Source organism: Streptomyces sp. NPDC005438 (genome assembly GCF_040606315.1).
Lineage (GTDB): Bacteria > Actinomycetota > Actinomycetes > Streptomycetales > Streptomycetaceae > Streptomyces.
The window spans coordinates 1-13,610 of record NZ_JBEXEP010000003.1; the positions used below are offsets into that span (position 1 = coordinate 1).

General features: G+C 69.8%; 12 protein-coding genes. 9 read left to right on the forward strand and 3 right to left on the reverse strand.

Annotated elements, in window-relative coordinates:
- A partial coding sequence (aceE, locus tag ABZT14_RS08220; RefSeq protein ID WP_356298590.1) for a pyruvate dehydrogenase (acetyl-transferring), homodimeric type occupies window positions 1-1,702 on the reverse strand: 1,702 nt, incomplete at its 3' end.
- A 510-nt stretch (window positions 1,703-2,212) separates the two neighbouring features.
- Here aceE and ABZT14_RS08225 point away from each other — a divergent pair.
- The 6 genes from ABZT14_RS08225 (at window position 2,213) to ABZT14_RS08250 (ending at window position 6,981) form a co-directional block, all read left to right on the forward strand.
- Window positions 2,213-2,653 (forward strand): DUF3052 domain-containing protein, encoded by a 441-nt coding sequence (locus tag ABZT14_RS08225; protein ID WP_356298592.1) that lies wholly within the window; start codon window positions 2,213-2,215, stop codon window positions 2,651-2,653.
- Window positions 2,654-2,890: 237 nt separating this feature from the next.
- A complete protein-coding gene (locus tag ABZT14_RS08230) occupies window positions 2,891-3,349 on the forward strand; it encodes a peroxiredoxin (protein ID WP_356298594.1) in 459 nt (152 codons plus the stop codon).
- Window positions 3,350-3,517: 168 nt separating this feature from the next.
- Window positions 3,518-4,093 carry a TerD family protein gene (locus tag ABZT14_RS08235; RefSeq protein ID WP_356298595.1) on the forward strand — a complete coding sequence of 192 codons (576 nt, stop codon included), beginning with the start codon at window positions 3,518-3,520 and terminating at the stop codon, window positions 4,091-4,093.
- Between the two features lie 205 nt (window positions 4,094-4,298).
- Window positions 4,299-4,874 (forward strand): TerD family protein, encoded by a 576-nt coding sequence (locus ABZT14_RS08240; protein ID WP_356298597.1) that lies wholly within the window; start codon window positions 4,299-4,301, stop codon window positions 4,872-4,874.
- A 72-nt stretch (window positions 4,875-4,946) separates the two neighbouring features.
- Window positions 4,947-6,095, forward strand: coding sequence for a DUF475 domain-containing protein (locus ABZT14_RS08245; protein WP_356298599.1), 1,149 nt, complete (start codon window positions 4,947-4,949; stop codon window positions 6,093-6,095).
- 169 nt (window positions 6,096-6,264) lie between these two features.
- Window positions 6,265-6,981 carry a Tellurium resistance gene (locus ABZT14_RS08250; RefSeq protein WP_356299296.1) on the forward strand — a complete coding sequence of 239 codons (717 nt, stop codon included), beginning with the start codon at window positions 6,265-6,267 and terminating at the stop codon, window positions 6,979-6,981.
- 136 nt (window positions 6,982-7,117) lie between these two features.
- On the opposite strand, the gene ABZT14_RS08255 is transcribed toward ABZT14_RS08250, so the two are convergent.
- Window positions 7,118-8,155, reverse strand: coding sequence for a TerD family protein (locus ABZT14_RS08255; protein ID WP_356299298.1), 1,038 nt, complete (start codon window positions 8,153-8,155; stop codon window positions 7,118-7,120).
- Window positions 8,156-8,350: 195 nt separating this feature from the next.
- Here ABZT14_RS08255 and ABZT14_RS08260 point away from each other — a divergent pair, with 195 nt between their 5' ends.
- The 3 genes from ABZT14_RS08260 to ABZT14_RS08270 are packed head-to-tail and all read left to right on the forward strand — an operon-like array spanning window position 8,351 to window position 12,833.
- Window positions 8,351-9,514, forward strand: coding sequence for an HpcH/HpaI aldolase/citrate lyase family protein (locus tag ABZT14_RS08260; RefSeq protein ID WP_356298601.1), 1,164 nt, complete (start codon window positions 8,351-8,353; stop codon window positions 9,512-9,514).
- 38 nt (window positions 9,515-9,552) lie between these two features.
- Entirely contained in the window at window positions 9,553-11,988 is a 2,436-nt protein-coding gene (locus ABZT14_RS08265; protein WP_356298603.1) for a phosphoribosyltransferase, read from the forward strand.
- The gene (locus ABZT14_RS08270; protein ID WP_356298604.1) at window positions 11,985-12,833 is read left to right on the forward strand and encodes an HAD family hydrolase; all 849 of its coding nucleotides are present in this window, start codon (window positions 11,985-11,987) and stop codon (window positions 12,831-12,833) included. The genes ABZT14_RS08265 and ABZT14_RS08270 overlap by 4 nt, the downstream gene beginning before the upstream one ends.
- On the opposite strand, the gene ABZT14_RS08275 is transcribed toward ABZT14_RS08270, so the two are convergent.
- Window positions 12,781-13,578 (reverse strand): arylamine N-acetyltransferase, encoded by a 798-nt coding sequence (locus ABZT14_RS08275; RefSeq protein WP_356298606.1) that lies wholly within the window; start codon window positions 13,576-13,578, stop codon window positions 12,781-12,783. The genes ABZT14_RS08270 and ABZT14_RS08275 overlap by 53 nt on opposite strands.
- Window positions 13,579-13,610 lie beyond the last annotated feature (32 nt).

The window sequence follows — 13,610 nt, forward strand, 5'->3', positions numbered from 1 at the left end:
CGCGGTCCACCGACTCGTAGGTCTGCCCCAGCGGGTTGTAGATCTTGGCCGAGGGGAAGAAGGAGTCCATTCCGAACGTGCGGTACTCGTCCGGGGCGATCAGCACGAAGCGTTTGCCGATCTCCTTGTCCCGCATCAGGTCCTTCAACAGCCGTACGAAGGCCATGGTGGTGGCGACCTGCTGCTGACCGGACCCCTTCCTGACCGTGGCGTAGGTCTTGTCGCCCGGCAGCTCCAGGGGCTTGGCGCGGACCACCCGCGTCGGCACGTAACCGCCCAGCTCACGGCGGCGGTCGTGCATGTACTGGATCTCCTCCGAGTCCCGACCCGGGTGGTAGTACGGCGGAAGCCCGGACTCCAACTCCTTGTCGGCGATCGGCAGGTGGAGACGGTCCCGGAAGCGCTTGAGGTCGTCGACCGTCAGCTTCTTCATCTGGTGGGTGGCGTTGCGGCCCTCGAAGTTGGGCCCCAGGGTCCAGCCCTTCACCGTCTGCGCGAGGATCACCGTCGGCTGGCCCTTGTGGGCCTTGGCGGCGGCGTAGGCCGCGTAGACCTTGCGGTGGTCGTGACCGCCGCGACCCAGGTGCAGGATCTGGTCGTCGGTCATGTTCTCGACCATGGCCCGCAGCCGGTGGTCCCCGCCGAAGAAGTGGTCACGGATGTAGGCGCCGGTCTCGGTGGCGTAGGTCTGGAACTGCCCGTCCGGGGTGGTGTTGAGCTTGTTCACCAGCACCCCGTCACGGTCCTGGGCCAGCAGCGGGTCCCAGGAGCGGTCCCAGACGAGCTTGATCACGTTCCAGCCGGCCCCACGGAAGTAGGACTCCAGCTCCTGCATGATCTTGCCGTTGCCACGCACCGGACCGTCGAGCCGCTGGAGGTTGCAGTTCACCACGAAGGTGAGGTTGTCCAGCCCCTCACGGGCGGGGAGGGACAGCTGCCCGAGCGACTCCGGCTCGTCCATCTCGCCGTCGCCGAGGAAGGCCCACACGTGGGAGCGCGAGGTGTCCGCGATGCCCCGTGCCTCCATGTAGCGGTTCATGCGCGCCTGGTAGATCGCCCCGATGGGGCCGAGCCCCATGGAGACGGTCGGGAACTCCCAGAAGTCCGGCATGGACCGGGGGTGCGGGTAGCTCGACAGGCCGTCCGGGTAGCGCGACTTCTCCTGGCGAAAGCCGTCGAGCTGGCTCTCGGACAGGCGGTCGAGCAGGAAGGCCCGGGCGTACACACCAGGGGAGGCGTGTCCCTGGAAGAAGATCTGGTCGCCGCCGTCGCCTTGGTCCTTGCCCCGGAAGAAGTGGTTGAAGCCCACGTCGTAGAGGGAGGCAGAGGAGGCGAAGGTGGCGATGTGTCCACCGACCCCGATGCCGGGGCGCTGAGCGCGCGAGACCATGACGGCCGCGTTCCAGCGTGTCGCGTTCAGGACCTTCCGTTCGACCTCTTCGTTACCGGGGAAGAACGGCTCGTCCTTGGTCGCGATGGTGTTGACGTAGTCCGTGCTACGCATCTCCGGGACGGCGACCCGCCTCTCGCGGGCGCGCTCGATCATTCGGAGCATGAGGTAGCGGGCACGTTCCCGGCCCCGCTCGTCGACAGCCGCGTCGAGCGAGTCGAGCCATTCCTGGGTCTCTTCGGGATCGAAGTCCGGGACCTGGCTGGGAAGGCCGCCAATGATGATCGGGTTGCGATCGGATCCGGAAGCCACGCTGTTCCTTCGCTGTTTGGTCTTGATCTTTATGGAGTCGCGCCGCCTCCATCGTGTACTGCTGCCGCGTTTACGTCACCTCTACTGAGAGGTAACCGCAGGCAGGCGCCCAGGAGATGGGCGAGACCCACCCTCTCGGCCTCGGCTCGACCGTCGAACGTTCTCCCACCCGCCGCCGCTGGGGCGCGCGGCGAGGTCGCGCGTACGGCGATCGGCCAACTGCCAAGGGTACGTTCCGTCGGGAGCGGACTCGCCGGGGGCGTCCGGTGGGCGACGTGGCGGACGTGTCGGGGCCAGTCGCGCAGAGGGGGCAAAGAAGGGAAATCCAGGAGTAACCGATCTGGTGCGAACCGCTGTCGATCATGCATTGTGGGAGGACACGTCAACGTTTGGGGGGGATGGAAGGCAAGGTACTTGCGCGATCCGCCCGGCCCGTGTGGACTACGGCTCATGCCTCGTGAGAACGGGGCGTCCAGAGGCACTCTGAAGAAAGATGACAGGAGGCAATCCGTGAGCGCGACCGCGGACCACGCGGAGGAGCGGACCAACCCCGCCGAAAGGCTGGGTTTCCAGCCCGAGCAGGTGGTCCAGGAGCTCGGCTACGACGACGACACCGAGCAGGCCCTCCGTGAGGGGATCGAGGCAATCACGGGCACCCAGCTCGTCGACGAGGACTACGACGACGTCGCCGACGCGGTGATGCTGTGGTTCCGCGAGGACGACGGCGACCTGACGGACGCGCTGGTGGACGCCATCATGATGATCGACGAGGGTGCCCCGGTCTGGTTGATGACCCCGAAGACCGGCCGCCCCGGCTACGTCGAGGCCAGTGACATCAACGAGGCCGCCCAGACCGCCGGCCTGGCCCAGACGAGCAGTGTGAACGCGGGCAAGGACTGGACCGGCAGCCGGCTGGTGACGCCCAAGGCCGCCCGCTCGGGCAAGCGGTGAGCCCCGGGAAGTAGCGAACCGACGAGGCCGTCGGGTGCCTGGGGCCACGGCACCGTTCCGGCCGCCTCCACCTCCCTGTCCACCCACTCCGAGTGGCGTTCCGTAACCCCCTGTGGCGCGTGGTGCCTCTCTCCGTACCACCGTCGGCGGCCCCCGAGGCTGCCGACGGTGTCGCGGCGCGCGGTGCGTAGGCTGATCCCCTCAGTTAGGTGTGAACCACACGAAGGGAAGCGCACCATGGCGATCGAGGTCGGCTCCCAGGCCCCGGACTTCGAGTTGAAGGACCAGCACGGACAGACCGTGCGACTCTCCGACTTCAAGGGCGAGAAGAACGTCGTCCTGATCTTCTACCCCTTCGCTTTCACGGGGGTGTGCACCGGCGAGCTCTGCGCGCTTCGTGACGAGCTGCCCCGGTTCGTGAACGACGACGTGCAGCTGCTGGCCGTGTCCAACGACTCCCCCTTCGCCCTGCGGGTGTTCGCCGAGCAGGAGGGGCTGGAGTACCCGCTCCTCTCCGACTTCTGGCCGCATGGCAACGCCTCCCGCGACTACGGCGTCTTCGACGAGGAGAAGGGCTGCGCGGTGCGTGGCACCTTCGTCATCGACCGGGACGGCGTCGTGCGGTGGAGCGTCGTCAACGGCCTCCCCGATGCCCGCGACCTCAACGACTACGTCAAGGCCCTGGAAACGCTCTGACACCTTCTGGTGGCCCGCTGTTCCCACGGCTTCACCGCGACCGTCCCGCGTTCCACACGGGGGCTGTGTGCCGGGGAACCGCTCACTAGGATCGAAGCGTTGATCTGACGGCATCGTGTAAATCGGGGGCACTGTGTGCTCCTTTACGAACAACGCACAGGAGGACTCGTGGGAGTCAGCCTCAGCAAGGGCGGCAACGTCTCGCTGACCAAGGAAGCGCCGAACCTCACCGCGGTGATCGTGGGTCTGGGTTGGGACGCTCGTACCACCACCGGCACCGATTTCGACCTCGATGCCAGTGCGCTGTTGACCAACGCGGAGGGGAAGGTCGCCAACGACCAGAACTTCGTGTTCTTCAACAACCTCAAGAGCCCCGACGGCTCCGTCGAGCACACCGGTGACAACCTCACCGGTGAGGGCGAGGGCGACGACGAGGTCATCAACGTCAACCTCGCCGGCGTGCCGGCCGACGTGGACAAGATCGTCTTCCCGGTTTCCATCTACGACGCGGAGACCCGGCAGCAGAGCTTCGGCCAGGTGCGCAACGCCTACATCCGCGTGGTGAACCAGGCGGACGGCAACGAGCTGGCGCGCTACGACCTGAGCGAGGACGCCTCCACCGAGACCGCGATGGTCTTCGGTGAGCTGTACCGCAACGGCGCCGAGTGGAAGTTCCGCGCCATCGGCCAGGGCTACGCCTCCGGCCTGCGTGGCATCGCCCAGGACTTCGGCGTCAACGTCTGAGGTCACGCCCCACTGCGAGACATGGGCCAGCCGTCCCAGGGTTGAGCGACATCACAAACAAGTGGCGATGATGTGCACATCGATCGGGCCGCTTTACGGCAGAGTTCCGGCGCCGCAGACTTCCGTCATCAGGGGGTGTGCGGCGCCGGGGCGCTTGACTACACAGCCATGTAGCAACGCACACATCGGGGAGAGGAAGCAGAACATGGGCGTCACGCTTGCCAAGGGGGGCAACGTATCCCTCTCGAAGGCCGCACCCAACCTGACGAAGGTCCAGGTCGGCCTGGGCTGGAAGGCCCGTTCCACCACCGGAGCCGACTTCGACCTGGACGCCAGCGCCCTGCTCTGCGCGAACGGCCGGGTGCTCGGTGACGAGTACTTCATCTTCTACAACAACCTCAAGAGCCCGGAGGGCTCCGTCGAGCACACCGGCGACGAACTGGTCGGTGGCACCGGCGGTGACGACGAGACCGTGCTGGTGGACCTGACCCTGGTCCCGCCGCAGGTGGACAAGGTCGTCTTCCCGGTCTCCATCTACGACGCCGAGTCCCGTCACCAGACTTTCGGCCAGGTCACCGACGCCTACATCCGTGTGCTCAACCAGGCGGACGGGACCGAGCTGGCGCGCTACGACCTGACCGAGGACGCCTCCTCGGAGACGGCGATGATCTTCGGTGAGCTGTACCGGTACGGGAACGAGTGGAAGTTCCGTGCGGTGGGACAGGGGTACGCGTCAGGTCTCCGAGGCATCGCCCTAGACTTCGGGGTCAACGTTTCGTAAAAAGAGGCCGCCGGGCGCGGCCGAGCCGCGTACGGCGCGGGGGAATCTCATCAGAGAGAGATTGGGTAACCAGTGCTTCTGAAAACCTTTGGCTGGTCCTTCGCGGTCACGGCCGCCGGACTGGCCTTCGCGGCGGGGGTCTGGGGGTGGGAGGCCTTCGCTCTGGTGGCGATCCTCTCGGTCCTCGAGATCTCGTTGTCCTTCGACAACGCGGTGGTCAACGCCAGTATCGTGAAAAAGCTCAACCCGTTCTGGCAGAGGATCTTCCTCACCATCGGCATCCTCATCGCGGTCTTCGGAATGCGGCTGGTCTTCCCCGTGGTGATCGTCGCCATCACCGCGAAGAAGGGCCCGATCGAAGCGGTCCAGATGGCGATGGAGGACCGGGAGAAGTACGAGGCGATGGTCACGGACGCGCATCCGGCCATCGCGGCGTTCGGCGGGATGTTCCTGCTGATGATCTTCCTGGACTTCATCTTCGAGGACCGCGAGGTCAAGTGGTTCGGCTGGCTGGAGTCCCGGCTCGCCAAGCTGGGCAGCGTCGACGGCCTGTCGGTCTGTGTCGCCCTCATCGCCCTCGCGGTGACCGCCACCACCGTGGCGACCAGCGCCCACGTCAGCAGCGGACACGCGGACAAGTCCGGCACCGTACTGCTCGCCGGGGTGGCGGGTCTGATCACCTATCTCATCGTCGGGGGCCTCTCCGGACACTTCGAGGACAAACTCGAAGAGGAGGAGGAACGCGAACACGAGGAGGAGGAAGCCGCCAAGCGGGCCGGCAAGGACCCGTCCATGGTCGGACTGGCCGGCAAGGCCGCCTTCTTCATGTTCCTCTACCTGGAGGTGCTGGACGCCTCCTTCTCCTTCGACGGCGTCATCGGCGCCTTCGCCATCACCAACCACATCTTCTGGATGGCGCTCGGCCTGGGCATCGGGGCGATGTACGTCCGTTCGCTCACGGTCTTCCTGGTCCGTCAGGGCACCCTGGACGACTACGAGTACCTGGAGCACGGCGCCCACTACGCCATCGGCGCCCTGGCCGCCATCCTGCTGATCACCGTCAAGTACGAGATCCACGAGGTGATCACCGGTCTGGTGGGCGTGGCCCTCATCGCCGGGTCGTTCTGGGGCTCGGTGCTCCGCAACCGCCGGCTGGCCGCCGAGGAGGGTTCCGAGGGCGGCGAGGACAAGTCGGAGAATCAGGTGGGTTCAGGAGTCTGATCAAGCCAGAGTGCGCCATGGGCCCGGAGGGCGTGTGAGCGTACCCTGATCGAGGGAAGTCTCCCCTCGGGGCGGCACGGTGCGACCGCGTGCCGCCCCGAGGCATGTACCGACCTACGGTGGGGAGTTGGGCCTTATGGTCTCCCTCTGGGAGAACTGGCGACGGAGCATGGGCAGGGGCGCCGGCCCCAGCTTCGACATGATGGGTGGGCCCTCCAGCTACGCACTGGAGATGACCAAGCGGCAGTCCACCGTGTCCCTGACACGTCAGGGTGCCGACACCGGAAACCTCCAGGTCAACCTGAACTGGCGGATGCGGACCTCCGACATGGACGCCCCCAAGCGCCGGCCGTCCCTGCGGCATCCCCTGCGCGCCCTCCGTCCGGAAGTGGTGGGTTCGCACACCCAGGGGGTGGTGAACGTCGATCTGGACCTGGCCTGCATGTACGAACTGGCCGACGGCAGCAAGGGCGTGGTGCAGCCGCTGGGCAACTACCTCGGTGACTTCAACGCGCCGCCGTTCATCAAGCTGACCGGTGACGACCGCTTCGGCGCACCGTCCGGGGAGACCCTCTACGTCAACCTCGACTACCGGGACCAGATCCGTCGACTGCTGTTCTTCGTCTACATCTACGACGGCACCCCCGCCTTCGACCGTACCCAGGCCATCGTCACCGTCATCCCCAGCAACGGACCCCGGTTGGAGATCGGCCTCCACGAGCGGGCGCCCCAGGCGCGCTCCTGCGCCGTCTTCCTGCTGGAGAAGGAGAAGGACGAACTGATGGTGCGCCGGGAGGTGCGCTACGTCTACGGCTTCCAGGCCGAGCTGGACCGGCTGTACGGCTGGGGCCTGCAGTGGGGGCGCGGCTACAAGACCAGTACGTAGCGCGCGACCGGGCGGAGGCCGCCAGCCCCACGGTCACCGCCCTCTCGGGCGGACAGGCGAGGCGCTCCCGCCCGCAGTACGTGAGCCGGGCCGGGACCCGTCTGGGCGCCGTCCCGGCGACGGCTCCCGCGACCTCTCAGCGACGCATGAACTGGGGCCCCTGCGGGGGCAGTTGGAACGAGGGGTCAGGGTGCTGCGGGTAGCCGTACGCGGGCTGCGGGTAGCCGTAGGCCGGCTGGGTCGCCGGGGGCTGCTGGGGTGGCGGCACGTACATCTGGGCCGGCTGGGTCGGTTGGTTGGCCGCCACGAAGGCGCCCGAGGGCAGGGGCTCGGACGGGGGAGTGGGCTCCGGCGAGGGCGGCCCCGGCTCGGGTGGCGGCGCGGGGATCGGCTCCGGCTCGGGTATCCGGGGCTCCCCGGGGGGTGGGGGCACCGAGGCGTCGGCGGCCGTCTGGGGCTGGGGCATCGGGGCGGGCAGGTGGTACTCCCCGGTCTCCGCGACGACCAGTCCCGGCCCGACGGTGGCTGGACCCACCGGCGTCGGCTCGGAGGGGCCGGGCCCACCGGCGCCGGCCGGAGCCGTCACGGTGTCCGAGGCGTCCGGCTCGGGGGCACCGTCGTCGGAGCCCTCTCCCTCGTCCACCGAGATGCCGAACTCGGTGGCGAGTCCGACCAGCCCCGAGTCGTAGCCCTGGCTCAGCGCACGGAACTTCCAGGTGTCGCCCCGGCGGTAGAACTCCCCGCACAGCATGGCGGTCTCCCCGCCGGTCTCGGGGGAGATGGGGAACTCCAGCAGTGGGGGCTCGTCCAGCCGTTCGCTGTCGTGCACCAGCAGCACCGCGTCCCTGACCTGGGCGAAGGTGCCGCCGTCGCAGGAGGCCACCAGCATCACCCGGGCGACGCTGGACTCCAGGGCGTGGAGGTCGGCCTCGACGCTGTCCCGGATGGTGCCGCCGTCGCTGGTCTTGGCGAGGTGGCGCACCAGGCCCGAGGGGTGGCGTGGCTGGTTGTAGAAGATGAAGTCGTCGTCCGAGCGCACCCGCTCGTCCGCGCCCAGCAGCAGGGCCGACGCGTCCACATCCGGGGCGTCCGCACCGCCTGACCAGCGCAGTACGGCACGAACCGCTGTCACCGGGAGAGCGGTGTTGGACCCCTTCGTCATGGCGCGCGTCATGGCATCCATCCTGCCCGTTCCCCACCGGTGAGGACAACGCGAGGGAATCGGGGCGTACGTGCGGGTAACGTGATATTCACCCGTCCCGTGGGCTGGTTTTCCCCGTCCGTACGTACGATGAACCGCTGGGCCGCCTCCACGAACCCAGGTGTGAGGAGGCGGCAACGGTCTCTTCGGGGGATTCGGGGGAACGGAATGCGCCACTTCCGACAACTGGCAAGTACCGAGCGACATCGGCTGTTCCACCGCGAGCCGGTGGAGTTCACCATCGACTCCCCGGCACGGCTGCTGGCCGTCGCCCTGGGCGCCACCCTCTACGCACCGGCCACCCGCGACACCCTGGCCTCCGACGTGCTGAAGCAGGCGGACCGGGGCGTGGTGTCCATGGTGCTGTGCCTGGAGGACTCCATCGACGACGCCGACGTACCGTCGGCCGAACGGAACCTGGTGCGGCAGCTGGGCGAGCTTCGACGGCTCAGCCCGGTCGAGGAACTGCCGATGCTGTTCGTGCGGGTGCGCCACCCCGAGCAGATCGAGGACCTGGCGTCCCGACTGGGGCCGCTGACCGAGCTGTTGGCCGGTTTCGTACTGCCGAAGTTCACCGAGGAACGCGGTCTGCCGTTCATGGAGGCGCTGGCCGCCGCGTCCAGCACGTCCGGGCACCGGCTGTTCGCCATGCCGGTGCTGGAGTCCCCGGAACTGCTGCACCTGGAGACCCGCTACGAGGCCCTGCGGGGGGTCGCGCGGGTGGCCGACAAGTACCGGGACCGGGTCCTGGCCATGCGGCTGGGCGTCACCGACCTGTGCGCCACCTACGGTCTGCGGCGCTCGCCGGACATGACCGTCTACGACATCCGCATGGTCGCCTCGGCCATAGCCGACGTGGTCAACGTTCTGGGCCGGCTGGACGGTACGGGCTTCACGGTCACCGGACCGGTGTGGGAGTACTTCCGGTCCCAGGAGCGGAAGTTCAAGCCCCTGCTGCGGCAGAGCCCCTTCCTCAGCGGCCACGCGGAGGACCTGCGGACCAACCTGATCGAGCGGGACCTGGACGGCCTGCTGCGCGAGGTCGAACTCGACCGCGCCAACGGGCTGTTGGGCAAGACCTGCATCCACCCCTCCCACGTACTGCCGGTGCACGCGCTGTCGGTGGTGAGCCACGAGGAGTACAGCGACGCCACGGACATCCTCAGCCCGGAACGCCACGGCGGCGGGGTGCTGCGCTCGGCGTACACCAACAAGATGAACGAGGTGAAACCCCACCGCGCCTGGGCCGAACGCACCCTGCTGCGCGGCGAGGTGTTCGGAGTGGCGCGGGAGGGCGTCGGCTTCGTGGAGCTGCTGGCCACCGGGGCCTGAAGCACAGGACAGCGGAACGACCGAGAAACGGTGGGTCAGTGAACGACAGCTACGACGAGCCCCGACAGCCCTGGTCGGGCGACTGGGTCAGCGAACGTCTCCGGGTACGGCTGAAGGGGGAGGGGCTCACCGAGCTGCTCGGCCTCGCCCTGCGCCGCAACCCCCGGCGGGCCCATCTGCTGGTCTCCCGGGTGCTGGGCAAGCACGTCCCCACCAGCCCGGCCGAGGTGTACGGGGCCGGGCTGGAGCTGGGCCGACGTGTCGGCGCCCTGCTGGGGGAGGAGCGGCGCCCCCACGCACTGGTGCTGGGGTACGCCGAGACCGCGACCGGGCTGGGGCACAGCGTGGCCGACGGGGTGGGCGCCGGGACGTGCCTGCACTCCACACGCCGCCGGGTGGAGGGCGTACCGTCGGCCGGCGGGTTCGAGGAGGAGCACAGCCACGCCACCTCCCACCTGCTGTTGCCCGGCGATCCCCGACTGCTGGCCGAGGACGGGCCGTTGGTGCTGGTGGACGACGAACTGTCCACCGGCCGCACCGTCCGCAACACCCTGGCCGCCCTGCACCGGGTCCACCGGCGGGACCACTACGTGGTGGCCGCCCTGGTCGACCTGCGGTCCCCCACGGACCGGGCCGAGCTGGACAAGTGCGCGGCCGAACTGGGCGCCCGGGTCGACGTGGTGGCCCTGGCCACCGGCACCGTGGACCTCCCGGACGACGCCCTGGAGCGTGGCCGGGCCCTGGTGGACGAGTGGGACACCTCCCAGGACCCCGCGCGCGCGCACCAGCCGCCGCCCGACGGGGCTGACAACGCGGTGACCGCCCGGGTGGAACTGGGCTGGCCACTGGGCGTACCGGACGGGGGACGCCACGGCTTCACCGCCGCCCACCGGCGCCGCCTGGAGTCCGCGCTGCCGGCCATGGCCGACCGGCTGGCCGACGCCCTGGAACCGGCCGCGCGCCGGGTGCTGGTGCTGGGCAACGAGGAGCTGATGTACGCCCCGCTGCGACTGGCCCACACCCTCCAGCGGCGTCACCCCGAACTGTCGGTGCGCTACTCCACCACCACCCGCTCCCCGGTGCTGGCCGTGGACGAGCCCGGGTACGCCATCCGCACCGCCCTGCGGTTCCCGGCCCACGACCAGCCGACCGACGGGGGAGAGGCCGCCCGGTACGCGTACAACGTGGCCGGCGCGGGCTTCGACGCCGTCGTGGCCGTGGTGGACTCCACCGGCGACACCCCCCAACTGCACGTCGCCGGGGGACTGCTGTCCCAACTCACCGAGCACACCGACCAGTTGCTGTACACGGTGCTGCCCTCACACGTCCCGCCGCCCGCCCCGCTGCGCGGGCCGGACTTCTCCTCCTACGCCCCCGAGGAGGTCGGCTGGCTGCTCCAGGACCTGTCCTCGGTCGCCCTGGAGGCGCCCACCGAGGAGCGGGAGGAGGCGGTGCAGAGCGGCAGGGCGCACTACGCCGAGTCGCTGCCCGTGGAGTACCAGCCCAGCCCCGAGTACCAGCGGCTGTTCCACCAGGCCCTGGAGGGCTCCGCCGCCCGGATGGCCCGGGCGGTGGGCACCGTCACCGACCTGGTCCTCGTCGAGCGGGGCGGGCCCGGCCGCACCCCGGTGCTGGCCTCACTGGCCCGGGCCGGCACCCCGGTGGGCGTACTGATGCGCCGCTGGGCGGAACGGGTACGCGGGGTCGAGCTTCCCCACTACACCCTGTCCATCGTGCGGGGCCGGGGCATCGACGGCACCGCCCTGCGCTACCTGGCCACCCACCACGACCCGGCCGACGTGGTGTTCGTCGACGGCTGGACCGGCAAGGGCGCCATCACCCGCGAACTGGCCGACGCCCTGCGCGCGTGGGGCGACTTCGACCCGGACATCGCGGTGCTGGCCGACCCCGGCGGCTGCGTGAGTACCTTCGGCACCCGGGAGGACTTCCTCATCCCCTCCGCCTGCCTCAACTCCACCGTCTCCGGCCTGGTCTCCCGCACCGTGCTGCGCGCCGACCTGGTGGGCCCGAACGACTACCACGGCGCCAAGTGCTACCGGGAACTGGCCGAGGACGACCTGTCCGGCCACTTCCTGGACACCGTCAGCGCCCACTTCCCCGAGGTCGTCGACCAGGTCGACCAACGGGTGCGGGAACTCGCCCACACCGACCGCGCCCCCCACTGGGCCGGCTGGCGCGCCGTGGAGCGGATCAGCGAGGAGTACGGCATCCACGACGTCAACCTGGTCAAGCCCGGAGTGGGGGAGACCACCCGGGTGCTGCTGCGCCGGGTGCCGTGGAAGGTGCTGGCCCGCCGGGACGCCGGCCCCGACCTGGAACACGTACGCCTGCTGGCCCAGCAGCGCGGGGTACCGGTGGAGGAGGTCGACGAACTCCCCTACAGCTGCGTGGGGTTGATCCACCCCCACTACACCCGGGGCGCCGTCGGCGCCGACGGAAGGGCCGCCCGATGACCGGATACCTGGTCGCCAGTGACCTGGACCGCACCCTGATCTACTCGGCCGCCGCACTCCACCTGGACTGCCCGGACGCCGAAGCGCCCCGGCTGCTGTGCGTCGAGGTCTATCAGGGCCGGCCGCTGTCCTACCTGACCGAGGAGGCCGCCCGGCTGCTGGAACCGCTCGCCCGGCAGGCCTGGTTCGTGCCCTGCACCACCCGTACCCGGGAGCAGTACGCCAGGGTCCGGCTGCCCGGACCCACACCCCGGTTCGCCATCTGCGCCAACGGCGGCCACCTGCTGGTGGACGGCGTCACCGACCCCGACTGGCACCGGAGGGTGCGCCGGACCCTGGACGGCGGCTGCGCCCCGCTGGCCGAGGTGCGGGAACGGCTACGGAGGACCGCCGACCCGGACTGGCTGCTGAAGGAACGGGTCGCCGAGGACCTGTTCGCCTACCTGGTGGTGGACCGCGAACGGCTCCCCGAGGGCTGGGTGAAGGAACTCGCCCTGTGGGCGGAGCCCCTGGGCTGGACGGTCTCCCTCCAGGGCCGCAAGGTCTACGCCGTACCCCGCCCCCTCACCAAGAGCGCCGCCCTGGCCGAGGTGGCCCGGCGCACCGGGGCCGACACCCTCCTGGCCGCCGGCGACTCCCTGCTGGACGCCGACCTGCTGCTGGCCGCCCACCACGGCTGGCGCCCCGGCCACGGCGAACTGGCCACCGTCGGATGGAGCGCCGACCACGTCACCGCCCTGGAGACGGTCGGGGTACGGGCCGGCGAGGAGATCCTGCGCCGGGCGGTGGACCTCAGCTCCCGGCCGACGGACCGGGGGGAGCCGGGGGCAGCCGGTCCAGGGTGAACCCGAAGTGCTCCGGGTACGCCGCGAGGGCCTCGGCCTCGGTCAACCGCTCCTCGCGCCGTTCCCCGCCCTCGGTGACGGTCAGCAGCCGGTCGCTGAGGGTGATCCGGCCGCTGTCGGTGAGCCGGGAGCACACCAGGGAACGGGCGAAGTGGGAGTCCGGTGAGGTGCCGTGCCACCAGCAGCCCATGGTGAAGTCCTGCCACTGCCGGGGGCGCGGTTCCAGGCGGTACTGCGGCTCCCCGTCCCGCGACAGGTCCAGGTCACCGTCCCCGACCTCCTCCAGCCGGAAGACCCCGCCGGGGTCCGGCTGCTCTCCCCGCTCCTCCAGCCGCAACGGGAACTCCGCGTGCCGGCCGAAGCCGACGTCCACCAACCAGGGTTCGGGGGTGTTGACCCGCAGTGCCAGGTGGTCGAAGGCCGGTCCCGGCTGGTCCCCGGCGAAGGGCCGGGCGTTCAGCAGGGCGACCTCGTATCCCAGGGCGGTGAGCAGGGCCGCGAACATGCCGTTCAGCTCGTAGCACAGTCCTCCTCGACGCCGGTCGATGACCTTGGCGGCCAGCGCCTCCGGGTCGAGGCTCAGCCCCTCGCCGAGGTGGATGCCGAGGTTCTCGAAGGGGACGGCCCGCAGATGGCCACGGTGCAGGGCGCGCAGGGCCGCCGCGTCGGCCTCGCGGGGCCGCTCCATCCCGATCCGCCGTAGATAGGCGTCGCGGCGTTCGGGGGCCAGGGCGAAGCTGGTCACCCGCCACCCCGTCCGCCGTCCGGGCTCACCGG

What these genes read in the sequence shown, in the direction of transcription:
- ABZT14_RS08230 (WP_356298594.1), top strand. Translation starts at nt 2,891, where the DNA reads ATGGCGATCGAGGTCGGCTCCCAGGCCCCGGACTTCGAGTTGAAGGAC.
- ABZT14_RS08240 (WP_356298597.1), top strand. Translation starts at nt 4,299, where the DNA reads ATGGGCGTCACGCTTGCCAAGGGGGGCAACGTATCCCTCTCGAAGGCC.
- ABZT14_RS08250 (WP_356299296.1), top strand. Translation starts at nt 6,265, where the DNA reads ATGGGCAGGGGCGCCGGCCCCAGCTTCGACATGATGGGTGGGCCCTCC.
- ABZT14_RS08255 (WP_356299298.1), bottom strand. Translation starts at nt 8,155, where the DNA reads ATGACGCGCGCCATGACGAAGGGGTCCAACACCGCTCTCCCGGTGACA.
- ABZT14_RS08260 (WP_356298601.1), top strand. Translation starts at nt 8,351, where the DNA reads ATGCGCCACTTCCGACAACTGGCAAGTACCGAGCGACATCGGCTGTTC.
- ABZT14_RS08270 (WP_356298604.1), top strand. Translation starts at nt 11,985, where the DNA reads ATGACCGGATACCTGGTCGCCAGTGACCTGGACCGCACCCTGATCTAC.